Raw genomic sequence first — 22,863 nt, 5'->3', positions numbered from 1 at the left:
CGATCAGCCGCGCCCGAGGAAGATGGGGTTCGTCATCGCGGCCATGGCTCCGAAGTTGAGCCCCGGCGAGAGTGCGGGCGCGCCGGCGCTGCCGTTCTCGAGCGGATGCCGCACCTCGGCGCGGACGTACTTCGACACGGCGGGCGTGGTCAGCCAGGTGACGGTGCCGGTCCCGCTCGCGGGCAGGCTCGTCTGCAGGATCTGCCCCTCGTCGGTGATCAGCCGGATGGTGCCGTTCGGCACGCCCTTGACGTCCAGCCGCACCGCGATCCTGTCGTTGTCACCGACGTCCAGCCGCTCACCGATACCGGCGGACTGGCCGCGCGGGCCGGAAACGGCGAACGTCAGGTCCACGCCGGCGGACTCGGCGATCCAGGTGCGGCCCGCCTTGAGCCCGGCGAGGACCGCATCGCGGCTCAGATTGTCCGCGAGCACCACGTTCTGCGGCAGGCCGATCACCTGGCCCGGGTTGTGCGCGTCGCTGTTGCCCATCGCGGGCAGCCAGTTTCCCTTGCCCCGGACGGCTTCCACGAGTTTGTTGTCCCATGTGGACACCGTCGCGTCGTCGTCCCAGGTCCAGGGGCCGTTCCACACCTCGACCACGTCGAACCCGTCGTAGCCGAACTTGAAGGCACACGCGATCCACGGGCAGTACGGGTGCGCGGCCACGCACAGGCCGCCCACGCGGTGGATCGCACGCGTGTAGTCCCCGACCGCGCCGTCCGTCGAGCGGTAGCGCCAGTCGATGAACTGCCCCGGCTGCAGGCCGAGCCCGAGCCAGTGCCCGTTGCGGGTGGTGACCTCCTCACCGAGGATGATCAGCAGATCGTCGCCCGCGAACTCGCCCCATACGGCGTGCGAGGACGAGGTGTTGTGATCGGTCGAGGTGATGAAGTCGAGCTTCGCCTCCCGCGCGCCCGCGGCGACCTCGGCCGGCAGGCGCTTCCCGTCGGAGTACACCGTGTGGAGGTGGCAGTCACCGCGGTACCAGGCGCGGCCGCGGCCGCGGGCCTTGACCGGCGGGTAGTGCGGCTCGAAGGGCGCGCCCGGATCGCCGTAGGTCAGGGTGACCTCGACCCGGTAGTTCATCCCCTGCGGGGCGACCTGGTACGGCCCGAGGACGATGTTCCAGGTGCCCGGCATGACGTCGCCGGGCAGGTAACCCGGTGTGGCCTCGGCGCGGCTGATCGAGAACCGGTCACGGAACCCACCCGACCAGCCGCGGAAACCCGCCCCGCCGAGTTTCGTGCCGCGCGCGTCGAAAACCCCGATGTCACACGAGTTTCCGGGCGTTCCGGACGGCACTGCCGGCTTGTCGTAGCTGTAGACGGCAGAAATCTGGCTGACCCCGCTCGGCACCTGCACGGGCAGGTACACGAAGTCCGGCACACCCTGGTCGAGATGGCCGGTCAGCACCTGCGTGTGCGATCCTTCGGCCGCCTCGGCGAACGTCATCGGAGCGAGGGCCAGGCCCGCCCCCGCACCCGCCGCGGCCAGGAACCCACGGCGGGACACGCCTTCCCCACAATTCATGCACATACCCGCACGCTTTCATCCGGATCCGTCCAGCAGGTGTCCACCCGCTGAACGACTAGGCTGTAAAACGTGACCCATTACCGTGCCGATGAGCACCGCTACGAAGAAATGACCTACCGGCGCACGGGCCGCAGTGGCCTCAAGCTGCCTGCGATCTCGCTGGGCCTGTGGCACAACTTCGGCGACGACCGCCCGCTCGAGACGCAGCGCGCGATCCTCCGCCGCGCCTTCGACCTCGGCGTGACGCATTTCGACCTGGCCAACAACTACGGCCCGCCCTATGGTTCGGCCGAGGCCAACTTCGGCAGGCTGATGGCGCAGGATTTCCGCCCGTACCGGGATGAACTGGTCATCTCGACCAAGGCGGGCTACGACATGTGGCCCGGCCCGTACGGCGAATGGGGTTCCCGCAAGTACCTGCTCGCGAGCCTCGACCAGTCGCTGGGCCGGATGGGCCTCGACTACGTGGACATCTTCTACTCGCACCGCTTCGATCCGGAGACCCCGCTCGAAGAGACCGTGGGCGCGCTCGCTTCCGCCGTGCAGCAAGGAAAAGCCCTGTATGTCGGGATTTCCTCGTACAACGCGGAGCGCACGCGTGAAGCGGCCGCGCTCCTGCGCGGGCACGGGGTGCCGTTGCTGATCCACCAGCCGTCGTACTCGATGCTCAACCGCTGGATCGAAGAGGACGGCCTGCTCGACGTGCTTGAGAAGGAGGGCGCGGGCTGCATCGGGTTCGCTCCGCTGGCGCAGGGTCTGCTCACCGACCGGTATCTGAACGGGATCCCCGAGGGTTCTCGTGCCACGCAAGGGAAGTCGCTCGATCCGGCGTCGGTCGAACGGAACGTGGAAAAGCTGCGCGCGCTCGACGAGATCGCGCGGCGGCGCGGTCAGTCCCTCGCTCAGCTCGCGCTGACCTGGCTGCTGCGGGATCCGCGGGTCACCTCGGCCCTGATCGGCGCGTCCTCCGTGCGGCAGCTCGAGCAGAACATCGCCGCACTGCGGGCGCCCGCGCTGACCGCTGAGGAGCTCACGGAGATCGACAAGCACGCCACCGATTCGGGTCTGAACCTGTGGGCGCGCTCGAGCGAGTCGTAGGGTCGTGAGCATGACGGCAAGGGTGGAGAACGTGGTCACGTCCGGCGTGTTCGAGCTGGACGGCGGCCGTTGGGACGTCGACAACAACGTGTGGCTCATCGGTGACGACCGCGAGGTCTTCGTCATCGACGCCGCGCACGACGCGGACGCGATCGCCGGCGCGATCGGTGACCGGGTCGTGCGGGCGATCATCTGCACGCATGCGCACAACGATCACGTGAACGCCGCGCCCGCGCTGTCCGAGCGCACCGGTGCGCCGATCCTGCTGCACCCGGACGACAGGGTGCTGTGGGATCTCACGCATTCGGATATCGCACCGGACGCGGAACTCGAGGACGGCCAGATCCTGACGATCGCGGGCACGGACCTGTCCGTGCTGCACACGCCCGGGCACGCGCCGGGCGCGGTGTGCCTGTACTCGCGGGAGCTGGCGACCGTGTTCACCGGGGACACGCTGTTCTCCGGCGGCCCCGGGGCGACCGGGCGGTCGTACTCCGACTTCCCGACGATCGTGAACTCCATCCGCACCAAGCTGTTCGCGTTGCCGGATGCCACGGTGGTCAACACCGGCCACGGCCAGTCGACCACCATCGGCGCCGAACGCGCGAACGTCCCGACGTAACCGGCGAGCGTGGAGAGTGCGGGTCAGGCGAGCAGGCGGGGCTGGCCGGGGGCGCCGTTGCGGGCCCAGGCCACCAAGCCGGTGACGTCGATGCCGTAAGGCGCCTCGGCGGCAAACGGCTCGATCGCCTCGGCGCCGCGCGCGAGCAGCGCCGAGGCGCCCTTCGCGTTCCCGCGGGCACGATGCGTCAGCCCGACCGCCACCTGCGCGAGCCCCTTCCACAGCTCCCGCTCCGGCCCATCGGTGGACTTCCAGGCGTCCTCGAACACCTCGTGTGCGTGGAACGGCTTGCCCTCCCCCAGCAGCCGCTGGGCCTCGGTGATCGTCTCCTCCGGGGTGCGCACGACCCCCTCGGGCTGGCGCTCGACGCCTGGCGCGCCATAGGGCAACGGCCTGCCCAGCCCGTCACGCGGGCGGGCGTTACGGGCCCTGCCTCCGGCGTCTCGATCGCGGTCGGGCATGCGCCCATTGTCCCATGACCTATTCTGGGTACTCGTGCGTTTCATCGAGGGCCACGGCCCTGCTCACGACCTGACCTACGACGACGTGTTCCTCGTCCCGAACCGTTCGGACGTGGAGTCCCGGTTCGACGTGGACCTGTCCACCGTGGACGGCACCGGCGCGACCATCCCCATCGTCGTCGCGAACATGACCGCAGTGGCCGGCCGCCGGATGGCCGAGACGGTCGCGCGCCGCGGCGGCCTCGTGGTGCTGCCCCAGGACGTCGACCCGGCCGCGGTCGCGGACATCGTCGGCTGGGTGAAGAGCCGCCACACCGTCTGGGACACCCCGCTCGTGGTCACCGGCGGCGACGCCGTGGCGGACGCGCTCAACCTCGTCGGCAAGCGCGCGCACGGTGCCGTCGTGGTGGTCGACGACAAGGGCCGCCCGGTCGGCATCGTGGACGAAAACGCTTGCGCCGGGGTGGACCGGTTCGCCCGCCTGTCGGAGGTCGCCGAGCCGCCCGCGGTCACCCTGCCCCTCGACACGCCCGCGCGTGAGGTGTTCGAGCACCTGCACGCGGCGGGCGCCCGGCTCGCGCTCGGCGTGGACGGCGACGGCAAGCTCGTCGGCGTCCTCACCCCGACCGCCGCGCTGCGCGCCGGCATCTACACGCCCGCCGTGGACTCGCGCAACCGCTTGCGCGTCGCCGCCGCCGTCGGCGTGAACGGCGATGTCGCGACCAAGGCCGAGGCCGTGCTGGCCGCCGGGATCGACGTGCTCGTCGTGGACACGGCGCACGGCCACCAGGAGAAGATGATCTCCGCGCTCGAGGCCGTGCGGGCGGTATCGCCGCAGGTGCCCGTCGTCGCGGGCAACGTGGTCACCGCGGAGGGCACGCGCGATCTCATCGCGGCGGGCGCGGACGTGGTGAAGGTCGGCGTCGGCCCCGGCGCGATGTGCACGACGCGGATGATGACCGGCGTCGGCCGCCCCCAGTTCTCCGCCGTCGCCGAATGTGCCGCCGCGGCCGCGGAACTCGGCAAGCACGTGTGGGCCGACGGCGGGGTGCGGCACCCGCGGGACGTCGCGCTGGCGCTGGCCGCCGGGGCTTCCGCGGCGATGGTCGGCTCCTGGTTCGCCGGTACCCACGAATCGCCCGGCGACCTGCGCTACGACGAGAACGGCCGCCCGTACAAGGAGTCCTTCGGCATGGCGTCCAAACGCGCCGTCGCCGGGCGCACGCGCACCGACAACGTCTTCGACCGCGCCCGCAAGGCCCTGTTCGAGGAGGGCATCTCGTCCTCGCGGATGCTGCTCGACCCGGCGCGGCCCGGCGTCGAGGACCTGATCGACTCGATCTGCGCGGGCGTGCGGTCCTCGTTCACCTACGCCGGTGCGCGCACGACGGCTGAGTTCCACGAGCGCGCGACGCTCGGCGTGCAGTCCGCCGCCGGGTTCGCCGAGGGCCGCCCCCTCCCCGCCGGTTGGTGAGAGGGGGCGGCCGTCCGGCTCACCCGTGGTCCTCCAGCATCTCGGTGACGAGCGCGGCGATCGGCGAACGTTCGGACCGGGTCAGCGTGACGTGCGCGAACAGCGGGTGGCCCTTCAGCTTCTCGATCACCGCGGACACGCCGTCATGCCGCCCGACACGCAGGTTGTCGCGCTGCGCGACGTCGTGCGTCAGCACCACTCGCGAAGCCGTGCCGAGCCGGGACAGCACCGTGAGCAGGACGTTGCGCTCCAGCGACTGCGCCTCGTCGACGATCACGAACGCGTCGTGCAGCGACCGGCCGCGGATATGCGTGAGCGGCAGGACCTCGAGCATCCCGCGGTCGAAGACCTCGTCCAGCACCTCCTGGCTGACCAGGGCGCCCAGCGTGTCGAACACCGCCTGCGCCCACGGCTGCATCTTCTCGCTCTCCGAACCGGGCAGGTAGCCCAGTTCCTGGCCGCCGACGGCGTAGACCGGGCGGAACACCACGACCTTGCGGTGCTCCCGCCGTTCCATCACCGACTCCAGGCCCGCGCACAGCGCCAGCGCCGACTTGCCGGTGCCCGCCCGGCCGCCGAGGGAGACGATGCCGACCTCGGGGTCGAGCAGCAGGTCGAGCGCGACACGCTGCTCGGCGGACCGGCCGTGCAGGCCGAACGCCTCCCGGTCGCCGCGGACCAGCCGCACCTGCTTGTCCGGGGTGATCCGCCCCAGCGCGCTCGAACTGCCGGCGAGCAGCCGCAACCCGGTGTGGCACGGCAGTTCGGCCATCTCGGGCCGGCCGTAGTCGGCGAGATCGACGACACCGTTCTGGAACAGCGCGTCGATGGCCTCCTGCGGCACGTCCGCGTCCGCCATCCCGGTCCAGCCCGAGGGCGTCACCTCCTGCGCACGGTATTCGTCCGCGTCCAGCCCGACCGCGCCCGCCTTGACCCGCAGCGGGATGTCCTTCGTCACCAGGGTGACGCTCGTCCGCTCGACGGCCAGGTTGAGCGCGCACGCGAGGATCCGGTGGTCGTTCGAGTCGGTCCGGAATCCGGGCGGCAGCACGGTCGGGTCGGAGTGGTTCAACTCGACGTGCAGGGTGCCGCCGGCGTCCCCGATCGGCACCGGCGAGTCCAGCCGGCCGTGGGTGCGGCGCAGGTCGTCGAGCAGGCGCAGGGACTCCCGCGCGAACCAGCCCAGCTCGGGGTGATGCCGTTTCGCCTCCAGTTCGCTGATCACGACCAGTGGCAGCACGACGGAGTGCTCGGCGAACCGGGTGACAGCCCATGGGTCCGAAAGCAGGACCGAGGTGTCGAGCACATAGGTGTGCCGCTGGATTTCCTCCGATTGCGGACCAGCCGCTGATTCTCCGGCGCCTTCCGCACCGGACGCGGGCTTTCGGGGCAAACGCTGCGCAGTCACGACGGCATCTCCCTCAGGCGCGGCACCACGCCCGCACTCGCTGGGCCGGGCACCACCCTGGCTGGCCGTCCGCCTTCCGACGCTGGTTTGCGTCAGCGGGCGCGGCCACGAGGGCCGGGTGCCGACCCCCTCGTGTGTTGCGCGAACGACGTCACGGCTGGTACCGCCGTCGTTCCGTCAACTACCGCCACGTCCAGGGCCTCCCGCGATGGTCCGCAAGGTCACGGACCATCACCACGGAAGTTACCTGCGAATCACGGATCTTGCAGGCAGCCAGGCAGGTGATTCGCCAACTCGTCACCTCACCGACGGTAGATCTGAAACGAAGTGGCCGACCCGGCCGGTGATGTCAAGTACCGAATCGGCGGTGCCGCCAGGCGTAATCACGCATCGCCCGCAGGAAGTCGACCCGGCGGAACGCGGGCCAGTACGCCTCAGTGAACCAGAACTCCGAATGTGCGGACTGCCACAGCAGGAAGCCCGAAAGGCGTTGCTCGCCCGAGGTTCGGATGATGAGATCCGGATCGGGCTGGCCCGAGGTGTACAGGTGCTCCGAGATGTGGTCGACGTCGAGGATCTTGGCGAGCTCTCGGATCGACGTGCCCTCGTCGGCGTGCTGGAGCAGGAGTTTCTTGACCGCGTCGGCGATCTCCTGGCGGCCGCCGTAGCCGACCGCGATGTTGACCTCCATGCCGTCGCGCCCGTCGGTGCGCGCGGCGGCCGCCTTGAGGCTGCGGGCCATGTCGGCCGGCAGGAGCTCGAGCGCGCCGACCATGCGCAGGCGCCACGGGTTCTCCGGGGCCGCGAGCTCGTCGACCACGTCGACGATGATCTTGAGGAGCGCCTCGACCTCTTCGTGCGCGCGGGAGAGGTTGTCGGTCGACAGCAGCCACATCGTGACGACCTCGACGTCGGCTTCGCGGCACCAGGACAGGAAGTCCGCGATCTTCTTGGCGCCCGCGCGGTGCCCGTCGGCCACATCGGTGAACCCCGCTTCGCGTGCCCAGCGCCGGTTGCCGTCCAGCATGATCGCGATATGGCGAGGGTGGTTTCCGGCGGCCTGCTGGATCAGCCGCCGCCCGTAGACGGTGTAGGCGATACGGGACCCGATAGCGCGAAGGCTCACGTCGACCAAGCGTACGCAGGACGGTGTGAGACCGCGGTTCCGACCGCCCGGAGAGTGGAGCGTGGTTCCCGCCACGCTCACGGGAATAAGACCTACGGTCCCGTAACCTCAGGTGTGTGACGGTCGAGACTGCGTCCCCGGTTGTGGACACCCGCCCGCGCCTTCGCGGTCATCTGCATTTCTGGTCGTTCTTCGGCGCGCTCGTCTGCGCCGTGGCGCTCGTGGCCGTCGCGGGCGCGACCGTCTCGGGCACGGCGGCGGTCGCCACTTCGGTGTACGGCCTGACGGTGATGGGCGTGTTCGGGGTGAGCGCGCTGTACCACCGGCGGCTGTGGAGCCCGCGCGGGTACAAGTGGATGAAGCGCGCGGACCACTCGATGATCTTCCTGTTCATCGCGGGGACGTACACGCCGTTCACCGTGCTGTCGATGTCGAAGCCGACCGGCTGGGTGATCCTGGGCGTCGTCTGGGGCGGGGCGCTCGCGGGCGTCGCGCTGAAGATGCTGTGGCCGTCCGCGCCGCGCTGGCTCGGCGTGCCGATCTACATCGCACTGGGCTGGGTCGCGATCTTCGTACTCCCCGAACTGGCGCGCCACGCCGGTCTCGCCGCCCTGGTGTTACTGCTGGTCGGCGGCCTGTTCTACACGGTCGGCGCCATCTTCTACGGCATCCGCTGGCCCAACCACTGGCCTGACACGTTCGGATACCACGAGTTCTTCCACGCCTGCACCGTCCTAGCGGCGATTTCGCACTACATCGCGATCTGGCTCGCGCTGTACGCGTAGCTCCAGGCAGCGGCGATCGTCACCGCTCTTGTGAATCGCCGACGAGTGCCTTGTCGACGCCGTGATAGAGCGCCAAGACCTGATCCAGGCCGGTGAGTTCGATCGGGCGGATCACCGGGCGGTTCGCATCCACCACGATCCGCAGTGGCTCCCGGCGCCGCTCGGCCTCGCTCGCGGCGCGCACCAGGGTCTTCAATCCGGACGAGCCGAGGAAAGCCACCCTGCTCAGATCGACCACACACGGCCCATGCGGTGACTGAGAAAGCGCACGACGAACGGCGCGTCCAGCTGCGGGGCGGTGTTCAAATCGATCTCGCCGACCACGGTCAGCGCCACCGCGTCCTCGACCTGGCGCTGCGTGATCTCGAGTTGCTCGTCACTCGGCTCGGACACACGCGATCGTGTCATCAATCAGTCCTCCAGCATCTCGGCCCGCAGGAACGCCTCCGGGATCGCGAAGGTGTCCACCATTCCCGGACGCGCGGCCGCAGCTGGCGGCACCGGTCGTTCACCGCCGCGATCACCGCCTTCGTATGCGAAGCGGTGATACGGCCGTGCTCCAGGAACCACGCGCGGTCCTCCTCGACCGCCGACAGGGCGCACAGATCGCGCAGCTTGCCCAGCAGCTCGGCCGCCGTGGCGTCGCCGCACCGCGTTGCCGATGTAATCCTTACGCGCCCCCAAATCCGGCGTGTCGATGACGAACTCGCGCGCCCGCCGATCGTAGGTGGCTGTCGTGCACACGTGCTGCACATCCGAGCCGTGGCCCGACTCGGTCATCGCGAAACAGCCCGGCAGGTCCAGGTCCATGATCCGGGCCAGGTACTGCTCATGATGCCGCTGCGTGCCGAGCAGCTGCACGGCCCCGCCGAACAGTCCCCACTGCACCCCGGCCTTGACCATCAGCGACAGATCGCCGTACCCGAGCATCTCGAACGACACGACCGAAGCGCCGATGTCACCGCCGTCGTACTCGCGGGCGAATCCGAGACGCGGATGCCCGGTCTTCGCCAGCGTACGCAGCTGCTCGAGCACCCAGGCCCGGTACTCCTCGGTGCCCGCGTCACGCGGCTCCAGGTAGCCGTTCGCCGCCTGCTGCGCCCGGACGTCGCGCCGCAGCGCCGCCCAGCGTCCGCCCAATACGACCGTCAACGGGTTCGTACCGCACAGCGTCGCCCAGCGGGAGCGAGTTCGCAGCGCTCAACCGAGGTCCGGCCACTCCAATTGGTTCGACGAATCCCTATCGGCTTTTCCTGCGCCGTCTGTTATCCGGAAACCTCGGGCCTGCCGAGTACTTGACCGCGACACCTCGCCTCTGCGTCGAAGTGCGCGCTATTATTTCCCGCCCAACAAGATCGCGCAGAATATCGCGTGCCTGATAGACATCCACATCGAATAGCCGTTGTATTGTACGATTATTTATCTCACCATAGTCATTGATGTGATCGATGACTTTATTATCAATGTCATCAATGGCCCTGCTATGATAGGCGACCGCGTTTCCCAATTGAGCGACAACTTCTGCACGTAAACGATACGACGGGAATCGTCGATTCATCGTTCCACGCGTCGGCTCCAGGATGTTGCCCGGCTGAGCAGACAAGCGCAGGAGGACAGCCTGCGCCTCTTCATTGCTGCGCTGAATCTCACTGGCTACGGCATCCGCCTTGACAGTTCGCTTGTCACATAGGCGGCGAACGATCAGCAAAGTATCGGTATCATTCTGTTCCGGCGCCGGCAAAGTGGCCAGGAACTTGGTTATTCTCACCTTCGGCGGCTGACCACGAAACAGGACCGAAACACGGCTTGGATCTTCGGAAATTATCGGAATGTCCCGGCCGGATCGAATCATTTCGCGATACATTCGATCGACCCCTTGCCCGACTTCCTCGGCAAGCCCCAGAGTTCTGAACCCAGCAGCCAGTGCGGGGAACCGTGCCCGCGATCCATGGGTCAAGATGTTGCTGGTCATGATACCTGATACCAACGGCCCAGGAGAGTCGATACGAAGATATTGCGGCGAATGCTCGACCTGAATCGGAACCCGAAGCCGCCAGTCGCCATGAATAAAGGAATTCGCAATAGCTTCACGCACAGCCCCCGATGGATAATCTTCTATCTGCAACTGCTGACCGTCAGGAAGTGTGACAGGCGTAATTCCCTGCCTGGCCCGGATTAACTGTATCAGCTCCTCGAAGGCGGTGACGGCCGGCGCCGGAAGCCTGGCGATGGAATCAATTTCTCCTGATTGCGTACGCTTGTGTTGGTACACTACGACCTCGTCAGAAGCGCCGGGGCCCGGCGCGCACAACAGGATCTCGCCCGACCGGGTGAGCAGCCCGTCATTTCCGACGGCTTTCAATACCCTGAGCAGGTCCAAGTCGCCGAGCTCGGCGTATTGCTGCCTACTCCGGTCCGCCGAACTGGCCAAGAGACGCCTGATATACCTCAACGCCAGTGGGTCCGCCTCGTCAACCGGCCGACCACTCGACGCAGCCGACCAATCGATACCACGACGTTCCTCGGTCAATCGAGCGACATCGGCCGGTCTCATGGGAGCGCAGTCCGTGTTTATTCGCTGGTAGGTGTACCCCTTCGTGGTCGAGTAGACTTCCAGCCCTTCCGGAACCCGAATCTCCAGCAGACGCTTTCCCGAGAACTCGACCACATCGATGTCCACCAGCAACCCGGGGTTGGTGAGCTGATGGATCCTCGACCGAAGGATCGCGGGGTCAAGATCACATCCAACGAAGGCGGCATCTCCCGACTCGCCATCGACGACACCGACGACAATCGCGCCTCCGCTACCGTTGGCAAAGCAGACCGCCGCCTCGGCGAGGTCGTTGCAGGCTTCCTTGAAGTTCGACTTCTGCTCCTTGAAGTCGAGCCTCTCGGTCTCCACCTTCGCCGAGGACTTGCCATTTAGCACGGCCTTCAGCTCGGCCAACGTCCTGGCCATCGTTTGAGCCTCCTTTGAGGTAAGTGACAAAATGATACCTTACCCAAAGGAGGCTCAAAGTTGTCGACCTTCGCCCAGCGGGCGCGAGTTCGCAGCGCTCAGCCGAGGTCCGGCCCCTTCGCGCGCAGGTCGTCCACAGTGGACATCGCCTGTCGCAGTTCGGTCAGCCAGCTTTCCGCGTGCTGCCCGACCAGGCGCACCGCCCAGGCCAGCGCCTCGGACCGGGACCGCGCGACACCGGAGTCCACCAGGGTGTCCAGCACCTGCCGCTCGGGCTGGCGCAGCCGGGTCATCACCGGCACGGACAGCGTTGTGAACAACTCCTGGGTGTCCCCGATCCGGGCACCCCACGCGACCTTCCGCTGGTACCGGTGCTCGGCCTGCCGCGCGATCTCGATGCGCTGCTCGCGCGTCTCCTCGCGGAACCGGCTGATCCGGCCGGATTCGGCTGCGGCCCGCGCCGCGTCGTCGTCGAACTCGCCGGTCAGCGGCGGCAATTCGCCGACGACGAGGATCTCCTCACGGTCGACGGTGATCTCCGGTGCACCCGTGAACCAGCCGTCCGGCAACCGCCCCGCGAACCAGCCTGCCGCGTCCTCGGCCGAGGGCACCTCGCCCTGCTGCCAGCCGCCGCGCCCTTTCCAGCCTCGATGTCCCCGCATCACAACCTCCGCGATTACATGATTACAACGCTACAGACGCTACGCCGGACCGGCGGCGAGCACGAGGCTGTTTGCCGAGGGCGAAACTCAGCGCGCGAGTGCGGCTTCGAGCGCGTCCGCCGAGGTCACCGGCCGGTCGCAGACATACCCGTGGCATACGTAGGCCGCCGCCGCACCGTCGACGAGCGGGCGCTCGGCCAGCAGTGGCGCGCTGTCCGGCAGGCCCGCCAGCACGACACCACCGCCGTGCACGAGCTGCGCGGCCGTGGTCCGCAGCTCCGACCACGCCTCCGGGTCGAGGCCGACCACGGCGACCTGCACGGGACCGGCGGCCAGCGCCTCGGCGGCCGAAAGCCAGTGGCCCGCGAACCTCGGCACCTTCGTGATCAGCTGCCCGGCGCGGCTCAACGCCTGCTCCGCCGCGTCGCGATAGGCCGCCGCGCGTTCGGAGCCGGCCAGCACCGAAGCGGTGACCAGGGCGTTCGCGAGCGCCGACGCACCAGACGGGCTGGCGTTGTCGGCCGGATCGGAAGGACGCTGCACCAACGTTTCCGCGTCGTCGGCCGTGTCGTGGTAGGCACCGGGCGCGTCACCGGCGGCGAAGCGTTCCAGCGCGATGTCGAGCAGCCTCGTCGCGTCCTCGAGCCAGCGCGGGTCGCCGGTCGCCTGGTGCAGGGCCAGCAACCCGTCGGCGAAGCACGCGTAGTCCTCCAGGACACCCGCCGCCTCGCTCACCTGGCCATGCCGCGAACTGCGCCGCAACCGGCCGTCCACCCAATGGATGTCCGAGATCGCGACAGCGGCCCGGTCCGCGGCCTCGATCCAGCGCGGCTCGTTCAGCGCGACACCCGCCTCGCACAAGGCCGTGATCGCGAGACCGTTCCACGCGGCGATCACCTTGTCGTCGCGTCCCGGCTGGGGGCGCCGGTCGCGCACGGAGAGCAGGGCCGCACGCACTCGCTCGAACCGCGCCGGGTCATCCGGCTCGCGGCGCAGCTGCAACACGGACCGGCCGCGCTCGAAGGTGCCGAGCTCGGTCACCCCGAACACCTGTGCCGCCCACTGGCCTTCCTCGCCGAGAACCTCCTGGAGCTCGCCGGGGGTCCAGACGTAGGTCAACCCTTCTTCGCCGAGCGTGTCGGCGTCGAGCGACGCCGCGAACCCGCCTTCCTCCGTGCCGAGCTGGTCCAGGATGAACTCGCCGGTTTCCCTCGCCACCGCCAGCGCCCGCGCCGAACCCGTCACCCGCGCCAGATGCGCGTACACCCGGAGCAGCAAAGCGTTGTCGTACAACATCTTTTCGAAATGCGGGACCACCCAGTCCGCGTCGACCGAGTACCGGGCGAAACCACCGGCCAGCTGGTCGTACATCCCGCCGCCGGCCATCGCCGCCGCGCATTCGTCCACTAAGGACAGAGCCGCTGCGGAACCCGTGCGTTCGTGGTGGCGCAGCAGGAACTCCAGCACCATCGACGGCGGGAACTTCGGCGCGCCACCGAATCCGCCCCGGGCCCGATCCGCGTCCGCGGCCAGCTTCTCCACCGCGCCCGTGAGCACTCGCTCGTCGACCGCGGCTTCCGGCAGCGGCCCGGCCTGCCGCGCCAGCTGCTCAACGATCCGGCCCGCGCCCTCCCGCAGCTCCTCGCGACGCTCCCGCCAGGCCTGCGCGACCGCGAAGAGCAGCTGCTGGAACGACGGCATGCCCGGGCGCGGCTGCGGCGGGTAGTAGGTGCCGCAGTGGAACGGCTCGCCCTCCGGGGTCAGGAAGCAGGTCATCGGCCAGCCACCCTGGCCGCTCATCGCCTGGGTGGCGGTCATGTAGACGGCGTCGATATCGGGACGTTCTTCGCGGTCCACCTTGATGTTCACGAAGTTCTCGTTCATCAGCCGGGCGGTGTCGGCGTCCTCGAACGATTCGTGTGCCATCACGTGGCACCAGTGACACGCGGCGTAACCCACCGAAAGCAGGATCGGGACATCCCGGCGGCGGGCCTCGGCGAGCGCATCGGCGCTCCACGGCCACCAGGCCACCGGGTTCCCGGCGTGTTGCAGGAGGTACGGGCTCGTGGCGGTGGCGAGTCGGTTGGCCATGCCCCCAGGGTGACACGCCGCGAGCCGTCACGAACTTTCGGTCTTCTCCGGTTCCTTCTCCCGCTCGGCCTGTTCAGCCTGCCCGGCCTCGGCCTCTTCCTCGTCGAAGGTCTTCGGCACCCGCTTGAGGTGCTTGGTCATCGACCGCACCAGGAACACCACGGCGATCAGGAACACCAGCAACAGCAGGAAGCCGACCGGCGAGGACTTGCCGAAGTCCTGGCCCTGGCCGCCGTTGTCGCCACTGTCGGGCTGCTGTACCAGGACCAGCGCGGTCGTCTCGACCGGGCTCACCCCTGGCAACACGAAACTCATGTGGTCACCTTCTCACGTACCCCTGCGAACAGATCGTCCTCCGGCAGGGTGCTGTCCACAAGCGAGCGGACCAGTTCGTACTCCTCCGTCGGCCAGATCCGCCGCTGCATCTCCAGCGGCACGGCGAACCAGCGGCTGGTCGGGTCGATCTGCGTGGCGTGCGCCTTGAGCGCCTCGTCACGGATCTTGAAGTAGTCCGCGCAGTCGATCCGGGTGGTGACCCGCTCCATGATGTCCGCGCGGTCCGGGTCCCACTTCTGGAGCCACTCGGTGTACGGGGATTCCAACCCGGCCTCGGTCAGCGCGTCGTGGAACAGTTGCATGCGCTGCCGGGAGAACCCGTGCAGGTAGTACAGCTTCAGCGGCTGCCACGGCTCGCCCGCCTCGGGGAACCGGTCCGGTTCGGCGACCGCGTCGAAGGCCGCGACCGACACCTCGTGGGTGCGGATGTGATCCGGGTGGGGGTAACCGCCGTTCTCGTCGTAGGTCAGCACCACGTGCGGCCGGAACCGCCGCATCACCTGGACCAGCTCGGCCACCGGCTCCTCGATCGGCACCATCGCGAAGCAGCCCTCCGGCAGCGGCGGGCGCGGGTCACCCTCGGGAAGACCCGAGTCGACGAAGCCCAGCCAGTGATGCTCGACCCCGAGAATCTCGGCCGCCTTCGCCATCTCCTCGCGCCGGATCCGCGTCATGTTCTCGCGCACCCCGGGCACGTCCATCGCCGGGTTGAGCACGCTCCCGGCCTCCCCGCCGGTGCAACTGACCACCATCACCTCGGCGCCTTCGGCCACGTACTTGGCCATCGTCGCGGCACCCTTGCTCGACTCGTCGTCCGGATGGGCGTGCACCGCCATCAGGCGCAGGCGCGAATCCGCCTCGGAACCCCGCTCGTCAGCTTCCACCATGCGTCCAACGACCCCTTCTGCACCACTATTCCGAGCCTGACGGATACTCGGTCCGTACCTCCATTGTCCCCGGGGGTACGACAGGACAGAGCAGGAGGCCCGGGTTTGACCACGCGTGCGCTGCCCGAGGGGCGGTACGGCACGGGCGGCCGGCCGCCCGCCCGGTGGCGGCGGCGGCTGTTCGCCGCCGTGGCACTGGTCGCAGGCGGAATCGTCGCCTGGGTCGCCTACGTCAACCTCGGGCCCGCGCCCATCAGCGCCGAACGCGTGTCCTTCGCGGCGCAACCCGGCAACGCCATGTCGGTCACGATCAACGTGACCCGTGACGACCCGTCGAAGCCCGGGGTCTGCATCGTCCGCCTCCGTGACAACTCCGGCGCGGAGAGTGGCCGCAAGGAGGTCTACATCCCGGCCGGGGACAACCACAGCCGGCAGACAACGGTCGTGCAAAGCATCGATCGCCCGGTTACCGCAGACGTGTTCGGATGCTCTTACGAGGTACCAACATATTTGTCAAGTAGCTAGCGGCCAACGGGGTGAATCGCGCGCCCAACGTCGCAGCTGGGGCGAAATCGGGCGGTCTTGACGGCGCCCCACGTGCTATCCTGGTCTACCGGCACGGCCCAACGGGCCGTGTTTTTCCTTTATCACGAGCCTCACCGGGCGCGGTTCGGTGAGGACGCCGGCATGTATACCCATGTCCGGCAGGCACGACGAGGAGATGGTGACCGTGAGCGACACCCAGGTGACCTGGCTGACACAGGAAGCCTTCGACAGGCTCAAGCACGAACTCGACGAACTGATCGAGAATCGTCCGGTCATCGCCGCGCGGATCAACGACAGCAGGGAAGAGGGCGACCTCAAGGAGAACGGGGGCTACCACGCCGCCCGTGAGGAGCAGGGCCAGGCGGAAGCCCGTATCCGCCACCTGCAAGAACTGCTTCGCAGTGCGAAGGTCGGCGAGGCGCCCGCGAACGACGGCATCGCGGAACCGGGCAAGATCCTCACCGTCCGTTACGAAGGTGACGACGAAGACGAGAAGTTCCTGCTCGCCACTCGCGAGGAGGGCGCCGAGGGCGAACTCGACGTCTACTCCCCCGAGTCGCCGCTGGGCAAGGCACTGCTCGGCGCCAAGGAGGGCGAGTCGCGTGAGTACGACCTGCCCAACGGCACCAGGCAGAAGGTGAAGCTCGTCAAGGCCGTTCCCTACACCGGCTGACCGGCGGGCGGGCCTTCGCGTGCTGGCGAAGGTCCGTCACCCGGGGCTAGGTTCTCGTGAGCCCGCAACTTCCTGTGGGACTGCGTGGCGTATCTGGACGATGCGCTGGTCGCCGAGATCACCGCACTCGGCGGGATCGCCGGTATCGCGATCAGCCATCCGCACTACTACACGACGGTCGTCGAATGGGCCCGCACCTTCGATGTGCCGGTGTACCTGCACGAGAAGGATCGCGAGTGGCTCGGCCACCCCGACCCGGCCGTCGAGTGGTGGAGCGGCGAGACGAAACAGGTCGCGGAGGACCTCAGGCTGATCAATCTCGGCGTGCACTTCGCGGGCGGCACGGTGCTGCACTGGCCGGAAGGCGACGGCGCCCTGCTGTCCGGCGACATCATGCAGGTCATCCCCGACCGGAAATTCGTCGCCACCGGTCGTCCGCCGCGCCGCGGAAATTCTTGCGGGCTACCGGTTCGACGCGATCTACGGCGCGTGGTGGGACGCGGTCATCCCCGCCGGCGGTCACGAGATCGTGCAGCGCTCGGCCAAGCGCTACCTGGAATTCGTTTCGTCGTAAGCGATCCGCTCCAGCAACGGGCGCACGCGCGAGGGGATCGGCGTGGTCAGGGCGAGCGAGGTGTTGCTCCGGCGCACGCCCGGCAGCGCCACGATCCGGTCGATCACCCGCTGCAGGTCCTCGTGGTCACGCGCGACCATCCGCACGAACAGATCGCCCTGCCCGGTCGTCGCGTGCGCCTCGCAGACCTGGTCGATCGCGGCGAGCCCGGCGGCGACCTCCGTGCGGCTGCCCTGCGCGATCTCGATGACGGCGAACGCGGTGAGCCCGTAGCCGATCGCGGCCAGATCGACCCGCGGCGGGAACCCATCGAGCACGCCCTGCTCGGTGAGCCGGTCCATCCGCGACTGGATGGTGCCGCGCGCGACGCCGAGCCGCCGGGCGCATTCCAGCACGCCTAGCCGTGGCGCGTCGGTCAGCAGGAGCAGGAGCTTCGCATCGAGTGCGTCCACGTTCGCCCCCGTCCTAGCTGTGTCGATGTTTGCCAAGCCGACCACCGTCACGGCGATCGGCGAATTGTTGGCCGGCTGCCGGTTGATCAGCTCTGCCTACTTTAGGTCGACTTGGCAAAGCCGTGCTCGCGTACGAGCCGCTGGAGTTCGTCGGTGACCTCGGTGCAGTGCTCCGGCCCCCGGGTCTCCAGGTTCAGCGCGACCTCGACCTCACCGAGCGCGAGCGTACCGGCGACCCGTGAATGTTCCACGTCCAGCACGTTCGCGCCCAGTTCGCTGACCCGCGACAGCACCGACGCGAGCACCCCTGGCCGGTCCGGCACCTTCAGCCGGAGCGCGAGATAGCGCCCGCCCGCGGTCATCCCGTGCTGGATGATCTGCAGCAGCAGCAACGGATCGACGTTACCGCCGGAGAGGATCCCGACGATCGGGCCGGCGAACTCTCCCGGGTACTGCAGCAATGCCGCGACCGCCGCCGCTCCGGCCGGTTCGACCACGAGCTTCCGCCGCTCCAGGCACAGCAGGACGGCGCGGGACAGCGACTCCTCCGAAACCGTCACCACGTCGTCGACCAGGGATTTCACATGCTCGAACGTGAGCGCGCCGGGCTCGCCGACCGCGATCCCGTCGGCCATCGTGTGCGTTTGGCGCAACCGCACCGGTTTCCCGGCGGCGAGCGAGGGCGGGAACGCGGCCGCGCCCTCGGCCTGCACGGCGACGATCCGGATGCCCGGGCGCAGCGCCTTCACCGCACTCGCGATCCCGGACACGAGCCCGCCACCGCCGGTCGGCACCAGGACGGTCGCGGCGTCCGGCACCTGTTCGAGGATCTCGAGCCCGGCCGTACCCTGCCCGGCGATCACGTCCTCGTGGTCGAACGGGTGGATGAACACCGCACCCGTGTGCTCGGCGAACGAGATCGCCTCGGCGAGCGTCTCGTCGAACACCGCGCCGTGCAGGCGGACGTCGGCGCCGTACCCGCGCGTGGCGGCCAGCTTCGGCAGCGGCGCGGGCACCGGCATGAACACCGTCGAGGAGATCCCCAGCAGCGAGGCGGCGAGCGCCACCCCCTGCGCGTGATTCCCGGCACTCGCGGCGACCACCCCGCAGCCGCGCTCTTCCTGGCTGAGCCCGTGCATCCGGGTGTAGGCGCCGCGGATCTTGAACGACCCCGTGCGTTGCAGGTTCTCGCATTTCAAATGCACCGGGCCGGCGTGAACCTTTTCCAGATCCCGTGCGTGTTCCATCGGGGTGACACGGACGATCCCCTCGAGGAGCCGGCGCGCCTCGTTGATCCGGTCCAGGGTCACCAATCGCATAACCGGGATCATGCCACCGGCGGTTCGTGCGGTTTAGGTACCCTGGAGCCGGCCGGGACGGGAATCAGGGAGTAACGATGCGAAGGCGGAACGAAGTGGACGGCAGCACCCGCCGCGCCGGTCGTTCGGCCGGGGCGCTGCCTCTGGTCGCGGCGATCACCTCGGCACTGGCGCTGACGGGCGCCGCGTTCTACACCGTCGACCGCGCCACCTGTGGTGACCCGGCGCAGTACATCCGCCATGACAACCGCATCGAACTCGTCGGCGGCTGCGTGGACGGCAGCCAGGTCAACCAGCTCCAGACCACCCCGGCGCATTCTTCCGGCCAGACGGCCGAGTACAACAACTACCGGCCTTAGCCCAGGGCTTCGAGCAGGTCTGCGACGAGGTCCCGCGCGTCCTCGATGCCGACCGACAGGCGCACCAGGTCGGCCGGGACCTGCAGCATCGAACCCGCCGCGCTCGCATGCGTCATCCGGCCCGGGTGCTCGATCAGCGATTCGATCCCGCCGAGTGACTCGGCCAGGACGAACAGTTTCGTCCGCGCCGAAGCGTCCAGCGCCGCCTGCTCCCCGCCGGCATGGCGGAACGACACCATCCCGCCGAAGCGCCGCATCTGCTTCACGGCCACCTCGTGCCCCGGATGCCCGGGCAGCCCCGGGTAGCAGACCTGCGCGACCTTCGGATGCGCGATCAGCGCCTCGGCGATCCGCTCCGCGTTTTCGCAGTGCCGCTCCATCCGGACGGCGAGGGTCTTGATCCCCCGCAGCGTGAGCCACGCGTCGAAGGCGCCGGGCACCGCGCCGGCGCCGTTGCGCAGGAAGAACAGCTGCTCGCGCAGCTCGTCCTCATTGGTCAGCACCGCTCCGCCGACGACGTCGGAATGCCCGCCCAGGTACTTCGTCGTCGAGTGCACGACGATGTCGGCGCCGAGCGCGAGCGGCGTCTGCAGGTACGGCGTGGCGAACGTGTTGTCCACGACCAGCCGGGCACCGGCGCCGTGCGCGACGCCGGCCAGCGCCGGGATGTCCGCGATGCCCAGCAACGGGTTGCTCGGGGACTCGCACCAGATGAGCTTCGTCTCCGGGCGGACCGCGGCGCGCGCCGCGCCGGCATCCGCGAGGTTCGCGACGGTGTAGCTCACGCCCCACCCGGTCAGGATCTTGTCGATGAGCCGGAACGTGCCGCCGTACGCGTCGTTGCCGAGCACGAGATGGTCACCTGGGCGCAGCGTCGTCCGCAGCACCGCGTCCGACGCGGCCATGCCCGACGCGAACGCAAGCCCGTGACGGGCTCCTTCGAGTGAGGCGAGTTGCTGCTCCAGGGCGGTGCGGGTCGGGTTCGCGGTGCGCGAGTACTCGTAATCACCCTCACGCGTGCCGCCGACGCCGTCCTGCGCGTAGGTCGAGGTCTGGTAGATCGGCACGATGACCGCACCGGTTCGCGGATCGGGCTCCTGACCAGCATGAATGGCACGCGTCTCGAAACCGAACCGGGAGGAATCGTCCGTCATGCCCCCAGGCTACGACCAGCCGCTGGTGACCCAGCGCGCGGTGGGCCGCAGGCTGGCCAGAACGATCGTCGCGGTCGCCGGGACACACAGCAGCGCCGTGTAGCCGATCGGCAGGGTCCGGTCGGCGAGCCCGAGGAAGTAGACCCCGAACGAAGCCAGCACCAGCACCGACACATACAGCAGCAACGCCAGCGCCGCGCCGACGATCGTGTAAGCCCGGCCGAACGGTTTGGCGAGGATCAGCCCCACCCCGCCGGTGACCAGCGTCGCGGCGACCACCAGATGCAGCAGGAAGGTGAGCAGCGCGCGGCCGAGAGCGCCGTCGCCGGCCAGCAGTACCGCTCCGCCGGCGACACCGACGAGGTGGAAGACCCCGCCGAGCAGCGCCAGTATCGCCGCGGGAATGCCGGTACCGCCGCCGCGCGATCGCTGATGGTCCATGGTCATTCAACTACCAGTCTCGTGGAACCCGGCCGCGCGCCGGGTGGCGTTCGGGTACTCGTTCGGCCGGTGGCGCAGGTACCGGAACGTCCGCGGCAGCGACGCGAGCACCAGCAGGACCGGCCCGCCCACGGTCGCGGCGACCCGCACGAACGCCTGGTCCGGCGCGAACTGGAACACCGCCGCGAAGAACTGCGTGAAGTAGCCCGGGTACAGCAACAGGGGCTCGGTGACGACGGCGCCGATCGTCGCCAGCGCACCGAGCAACAGCAGTACGGCGCCGGTGACCGTACGGAAGAACGTGACGAGGGCACCGGCCAGCAGCAGTGCCCCGGCACCGAGGTACAGCCCGAGGACGATCTTGGTGTTCCGCGGCAGATCATCGATGCCGTAGTCGATGAACACCTTCACCGGCAGGTAGCCCAGCACCCCCGCGAGCACGAGCGCGATCAGCCCGCCGAGAATCGCCGTGACGCCGCTGGGCCGCCGTCCGACAGCCCCGGGCCCTGGCGGATGGCCGTACGGGTTCGTCACGATGGCCCTCACTTGGCGAGCACGGAATGGTGCGCTCACTCTAGCGGCGGGCCCGGCGTTCCGGACATGGTTCGCTTATGGGAAACGCCGGTGCCCCCGGTTTCGCGACCGGGGGCACCGGCTGGGTTTCAGTGCGTCACCAGGGCTGCTGCGGCGGCTGGCCCGGCTGCTGCGGCGGCTGGCCGTAGGGGCCGGGCTGCCCGTAGGGAGGAGCCTGCGGCGGCTGACCGTACGGGTTCGGCGGCTGGGGGAACCCGCCGCTGCCCGGCGCCGGCCCACCCGGCGGCTGGCCGTACGGGGACGGCTGACCGAAGCCCTGCGGCGGCTGGCCGTACTGGCCCGGCTGCGGCGGCTGGCCGTACGGAGACGGCGGCTGGCCGGGGAACCCGCCGGGGGGCGGACCACCGAAACCACCAGGCCCACTGGGACCGGACGGACCGCCGAGGCCGACGAACTGCGCCGTCTGCGGGAAAAACGCGAGTGCACCCACCGCAGCGATCAGGATGCCGAAGACCAGTTCGAGCACGATCCGGGTCGGGCTGCTGAGCGCAGCCATGGTGACGATCGCGAACAGCAGCATCACCGCGCCGCCACCGGCGATCACGTAGCCTGCGAGCTTGTTCTTCAGGAACAGCAACACTGCGCCGCCCACGGCGGCCAGGCTACCGAGCGCGATCAGGATGGTGTAGATCCAGGCCTGGGTGTTGCCGCTGGAGGCCGCGTCCCCTCCACAGATGCTCGGGTTGCCCCCCAGTTGTTGGATCTGCTGCTCGCAACGGGCGATCGCGTCGGAACCCCCGCCGATATCGGCCATCAGCGTGAACGCGAGGATGGCGCCGATCAGGCCGAGAAGCCCGACGACACCGGCCGCGATCCAGCCGAACAGTTGAGCGTTGCCCCCACCGCCACCGGCGGGCGCACCGTAGGGCGCGCCGAACCCGGGCGGCGGCCCGCCGAACCCACCGGGCTGGCCCGGCTGGCCGAAGCCCTGCGGCGGCTGGCCGTACGGACCCGGCTGCTGCGGCTGACCGAAACCTCCTGGCTGGCCGGGGAACCCGCCCGGCTGCTGGCCGGGGGCCGCGCCGGGCTGGCCGAACGGACCCGGCTGCGGGGCGACCGCAGCGGGGTTGTCCGCGGCGCTGGGCGGCGGGGCGTACGGGATCGACGACGGCGGCTGCGCGCCCGGGGGCACCAGCTGAGTCGACTCCCCGCCCTGCTCCCCGGCAGCGCTCGCGCCACCTTCGGCCTGCTCACCGGGCTGACCTGGCTGCACGACCTGGGTCGGCTCGGCGGTCTCCCCGAACAAGCCCTCCTGCGACTGACCGGGCTGCACCACCTGCGTGGGCTCGGAGGAACCGAACGGACT

25 protein-coding genes and 2 pseudogenes are annotated in these 22,863 nt (G+C 69.1%); 8 read left to right on the top strand and 19 right to left on the bottom strand.

The annotated features are described in order from the left end of the window. Nucleotides 1–3 precede the first annotated feature (3 nt). Nucleotides 4–1,515 carry a CehA/McbA family metallohydrolase gene (locus FG385_RS01255; protein ID WP_327436805.1) on the bottom strand — a complete coding sequence of 504 codons (1,512 nt, stop codon included), beginning with the start codon at nt 1,513–1,515 and terminating at the stop codon, nt 4–6. A 90-nt stretch (nt 1,516–1,605) separates the two neighbouring features. On the opposite strand from FG385_RS01255, the gene mgrA reads away from it, so the two are divergent. Together mgrA and FG385_RS01245 are read left to right on the top strand one after the other, a co-directional pair. After that, a complete protein-coding gene (gene mgrA, locus FG385_RS01250) occupies nt 1,606–2,634 on the top strand; it encodes an L-glyceraldehyde 3-phosphate reductase (RefSeq protein ID WP_139094689.1) in 1,029 nt (342 codons plus the stop codon). Nucleotides 2,635–2,644: 10 nt separating this feature from the next. After that, nucleotides 2,645–3,256, top strand: coding sequence for an MBL fold metallo-hydrolase (locus FG385_RS01245; protein WP_139094688.1), 612 nt, complete (start codon nt 2,645–2,647; stop codon nt 3,254–3,256). Nucleotides 3,257–3,279: 23 nt separating this feature from the next. Here FG385_RS01245 and FG385_RS01240 read toward each other — a convergent pair whose 3' ends face one another. Next, a complete protein-coding gene (locus tag FG385_RS01240; RefSeq protein ID WP_139094687.1) occupies nt 3,280–3,717 on the bottom strand; it encodes a DUF309 domain-containing protein in 438 nt (145 codons plus the stop codon). Between the two features lie 34 nt (nt 3,718–3,751). Between FG385_RS01240 and guaB1 the strand changes: the two genes are divergently transcribed. After that, the gene (gene guaB1, locus FG385_RS01235) at nt 3,752–5,191 is read left to right on the top strand and encodes a GMP reductase (RefSeq protein WP_139094686.1); all 1,440 of its coding nucleotides are present in this window, start codon (nt 3,752–3,754) and stop codon (nt 5,189–5,191) included. A gap of 19 nt (nt 5,192–5,210) precedes the next feature. Here guaB1 and FG385_RS01230 read toward each other — a convergent pair whose 3' ends face one another. Both FG385_RS01230 and FG385_RS01225 read right to left on the bottom strand, forming a co-directional pair. Continuing rightward, on the bottom strand, nt 5,211–6,497 hold the full coding sequence (locus FG385_RS01230) for a PhoH family protein (protein ID WP_139094842.1): 1,287 nt from the start codon (nt 6,495–6,497) through the stop codon (nt 5,211–5,213). A 451-nt stretch (nt 6,498–6,948) separates the two neighbouring features. After that, a complete protein-coding gene (locus FG385_RS01225) occupies nt 6,949–7,725 on the bottom strand; it encodes an isoprenyl transferase (protein ID WP_139094685.1) in 777 nt (258 codons plus the stop codon). Nucleotides 7,726–7,868: 143 nt separating this feature from the next. On the opposite strand from FG385_RS01225, the gene trhA reads away from it, so the two are divergent. Then, complete coding sequence (trhA, locus tag FG385_RS01220; RefSeq protein ID WP_139094841.1) at nt 7,869–8,510, top strand: PAQR family membrane homeostasis protein TrhA; 642 nt, start codon at nt 7,869–7,871, stop codon at nt 8,508–8,510. Nucleotides 8,511–8,529: 19 nt separating this feature from the next. On the opposite strand, the gene FG385_RS01215 is transcribed toward trhA, so the two are convergent. From FG385_RS01215 to mca, 9 genes and pseudogenes are all read right to left on the bottom strand, one after another. Next, entirely contained in the window at nt 8,530–8,748 is a 219-nt protein-coding gene (locus FG385_RS01215) for an STAS domain-containing protein (RefSeq protein WP_139094684.1), read from the bottom strand. Then, the gene (locus FG385_RS01210; RefSeq protein ID WP_139094683.1) at nt 8,736–8,918 is read right to left on the bottom strand and encodes a hypothetical protein; all 183 of its coding nucleotides are present in this window, start codon (nt 8,916–8,918) and stop codon (nt 8,736–8,738) included. The genes FG385_RS01215 and FG385_RS01210 overlap by 13 nt, the downstream gene beginning before the upstream one ends. Continuing rightward, nucleotides 8,918–9,265, bottom strand: a complete 348-nt coding sequence (locus FG385_RS35515; protein ID WP_407645443.1) for an acyl-CoA dehydrogenase — start codon at nt 9,263–9,265, stop codon at nt 8,918–8,920. The genes FG385_RS01210 and FG385_RS35515 overlap by 1 nt, the downstream gene beginning before the upstream one ends. Then, nucleotides 9,156–9,680 (bottom strand): annotated as a pseudogene (locus tag FG385_RS01205) (acyl-CoA dehydrogenase family protein); the annotation flags it as partial. The pseudogene FG385_RS01205 and the gene FG385_RS35515, both read right to left, overlap by 110 nt. Nucleotides 9,681–9,750: 70 nt before the next feature. After that, a complete protein-coding gene (locus FG385_RS01200) occupies nt 9,751–11,469 on the bottom strand; it encodes an RNA-binding domain-containing protein (protein WP_235022301.1) in 1,719 nt (572 codons plus the stop codon). A 98-nt stretch (nt 11,470–11,567) separates the two neighbouring features. Continuing rightward, complete coding sequence (locus FG385_RS01195) at nt 11,568–12,131, bottom strand: hypothetical protein (protein ID WP_139094681.1); 564 nt, start codon at nt 12,129–12,131, stop codon at nt 11,568–11,570. Between the two features lie 87 nt (nt 12,132–12,218). After that, the gene (locus FG385_RS01190) at nt 12,219–14,222 is read right to left on the bottom strand and encodes a thioredoxin domain-containing protein (protein ID WP_139094680.1); all 2,004 of its coding nucleotides are present in this window, start codon (nt 14,220–14,222) and stop codon (nt 12,219–12,221) included. A gap of 27 nt (nt 14,223–14,249) precedes the next feature. Further along, a complete protein-coding gene (locus FG385_RS01185) occupies nt 14,250–14,537 on the bottom strand; it encodes a hypothetical protein (RefSeq protein WP_139094679.1) in 288 nt (95 codons plus the stop codon). Next, on the bottom strand, nt 14,534–15,445 hold the full coding sequence (gene mca / locus FG385_RS01180; RefSeq protein ID WP_139094678.1) for a mycothiol conjugate amidase Mca: 912 nt from the start codon (nt 15,443–15,445) through the stop codon (nt 14,534–14,536). Before mca ends, FG385_RS01185 begins: the two co-directional genes overlap by 4 nt. Before the next feature lie 105 nt (nt 15,446–15,550). Between mca and FG385_RS01175 the strand changes: the two genes are divergently transcribed. The 3 genes and pseudogenes from FG385_RS01175 to FG385_RS34605 form a co-directional block, all read left to right on the top strand. Further along, the gene (locus FG385_RS01175) at nt 15,551–15,970 is read left to right on the top strand and encodes a DUF4307 domain-containing protein (protein WP_235022300.1); all 420 of its coding nucleotides are present in this window, start codon (nt 15,551–15,553) and stop codon (nt 15,968–15,970) included. Nucleotides 15,971–16,166: 196 nt separating this feature from the next. Then, a complete protein-coding gene (gene greA / locus FG385_RS01170) occupies nt 16,167–16,664 on the top strand; it encodes a transcription elongation factor GreA (RefSeq protein ID WP_139094839.1) in 498 nt (165 codons plus the stop codon). Between the two features lie 66 nt (nt 16,665–16,730). After that, nucleotides 16,731–17,238 (top strand): annotated as a pseudogene (locus tag FG385_RS34605) (MBL fold metallo-hydrolase); the annotation flags it as partial. Here FG385_RS34605 and FG385_RS01160 read toward each other — a convergent pair. Next, on the bottom strand, nt 17,214–17,690 hold the full coding sequence (locus tag FG385_RS01160; RefSeq protein WP_139094676.1) for an Lrp/AsnC family transcriptional regulator: 477 nt from the start codon (nt 17,688–17,690) through the stop codon (nt 17,214–17,216). The pseudogene FG385_RS34605 and the gene FG385_RS01160 overlap by 25 nt on opposite strands. Nucleotides 17,691–17,791: 101 nt before the next feature. Then, nucleotides 17,792–19,009 carry a threonine ammonia-lyase gene (ilvA, locus tag FG385_RS01155; RefSeq protein ID WP_139094675.1) on the bottom strand — a complete coding sequence of 406 codons (1,218 nt, stop codon included), beginning with the start codon at nt 19,007–19,009 and terminating at the stop codon, nt 17,792–17,794. A gap of 77 nt (nt 19,010–19,086) precedes the next feature. On the opposite strand from ilvA, the gene FG385_RS01150 reads away from it, so the two are divergent. Then, nucleotides 19,087–19,368 (top strand): hypothetical protein, encoded by a 282-nt coding sequence (locus FG385_RS01150; RefSeq protein WP_139094674.1) that lies wholly within the window; start codon nt 19,087–19,089, stop codon nt 19,366–19,368. On the opposite strand, the gene FG385_RS01145 is transcribed toward FG385_RS01150, so the two are convergent. The 4 genes from FG385_RS01145 to FG385_RS01130 all read right to left on the bottom strand — a co-directional run bounded on the left by FG385_RS01145 (nt 19,365) and on the right by FG385_RS01130 (nt 22,830). Beyond that, nucleotides 19,365–20,522, bottom strand: a complete 1,158-nt coding sequence (locus tag FG385_RS01145) for a cystathionine gamma-synthase (RefSeq protein ID WP_139094673.1) — start codon at nt 20,520–20,522, stop codon at nt 19,365–19,367. The genes FG385_RS01150 and FG385_RS01145 overlap by 4 nt on opposite strands. A 9-nt stretch (nt 20,523–20,531) precedes the next feature. Further along, entirely contained in the window at nt 20,532–20,969 is a 438-nt protein-coding gene (locus FG385_RS01140; RefSeq protein WP_139094672.1) for a hypothetical protein, read from the bottom strand. Next, nucleotides 20,970–21,497 (bottom strand): hypothetical protein, encoded by a 528-nt coding sequence (locus tag FG385_RS01135; protein WP_139094671.1) that lies wholly within the window; start codon nt 21,495–21,497, stop codon nt 20,970–20,972. Nucleotides 21,498–21,633: 136 nt separating this feature from the next. After that, nucleotides 21,634–22,830 carry a hypothetical protein gene (locus tag FG385_RS01130; protein WP_235022325.1) on the bottom strand — a complete coding sequence of 399 codons (1,197 nt, stop codon included), beginning with the start codon at nt 22,828–22,830 and terminating at the stop codon, nt 21,634–21,636. Nucleotides 22,831–22,863 lie beyond the last annotated feature (33 nt).

It is taken from the genome of Amycolatopsis alkalitolerans, assembly GCF_006152065.1.
GTDB classification, from domain to species: domain Bacteria; phylum Actinomycetota; class Actinomycetes; order Mycobacteriales; family Pseudonocardiaceae; genus Amycolatopsis_E; species Amycolatopsis_E alkalitolerans.
Note: the sequence above shows the minus strand (reverse complement) of the source record. Positions and strands in the feature narration are given on the sequence as shown.

What these genes read in the sequence shown, in the direction of transcription:
- FG385_RS01245 (WP_139094688.1), top strand. Translation starts at nt 2,645, where the DNA reads ATGACGGCAAGGGTGGAGAACGTGGTCACGTCCGGCGTGTTCGAGCTG.
- FG385_RS01240 (WP_139094687.1), bottom strand. Translation starts at nt 3,717, where the DNA reads ATGCCCGACCGCGATCGAGACGCCGGAGGCAGGGCCCGTAACGCCCGC.
- FG385_RS01210 (WP_139094683.1), bottom strand. Translation starts at nt 8,918, where the DNA reads ATGACACGATCGCGTGTGTCCGAGCCGAGTGACGAGCAACTCGAGATC.
- FG385_RS35515 (WP_407645443.1), bottom strand. Translation starts at nt 9,265, where the DNA reads ATGTGCAGCACGTGTGCACGACAGCCACCTACGATCGGCGGGCGCGCG.
- FG385_RS01200 (WP_235022301.1), bottom strand. Translation starts at nt 11,469, where the DNA reads ATGGCCAGGACGTTGGCCGAGCTGAAGGCCGTGCTAAATGGCAAGTCC.
- FG385_RS01195 (WP_139094681.1), bottom strand. Translation starts at nt 12,131, where the DNA reads ATGCGGGGACATCGAGGCTGGAAAGGGCGCGGCGGCTGGCAGCAGGGC.
- FG385_RS01190 (WP_139094680.1), bottom strand. Translation starts at nt 14,222, where the DNA reads ATGGCCAACCGACTCGCCACCGCCACGAGCCCGTACCTCCTGCAACAC.
- FG385_RS01185 (WP_139094679.1), bottom strand. Translation starts at nt 14,537, where the DNA reads ATGAGTTTCGTGTTGCCAGGGGTGAGCCCGGTCGAGACGACCGCGCTG.
- mca (WP_139094678.1), bottom strand. Translation starts at nt 15,445, where the DNA reads ATGGTGGAAGCTGACGAGCGGGGTTCCGAGGCGGATTCGCGCCTGCGC.
- greA (WP_139094839.1), top strand. Translation starts at nt 16,167, where the DNA reads ATGGTGACCGTGAGCGACACCCAGGTGACCTGGCTGACACAGGAAGCC.
- ilvA (WP_139094675.1), bottom strand. Translation starts at nt 19,009, where the DNA reads ATGCGATTGGTGACCCTGGACCGGATCAACGAGGCGCGCCGGCTCCTC.
- FG385_RS01150 (WP_139094674.1), top strand. Translation starts at nt 19,087, where the DNA reads ATGCGAAGGCGGAACGAAGTGGACGGCAGCACCCGCCGCGCCGGTCGT.
- FG385_RS01145 (WP_139094673.1), bottom strand. Translation starts at nt 20,522, where the DNA reads ATGACGGACGATTCCTCCCGGTTCGGTTTCGAGACGCGTGCCATTCAT.
- FG385_RS01140 (WP_139094672.1), bottom strand. Translation starts at nt 20,969, where the DNA reads ATGACCATGGACCATCAGCGATCGCGCGGCGGCGGTACCGGCATTCCC.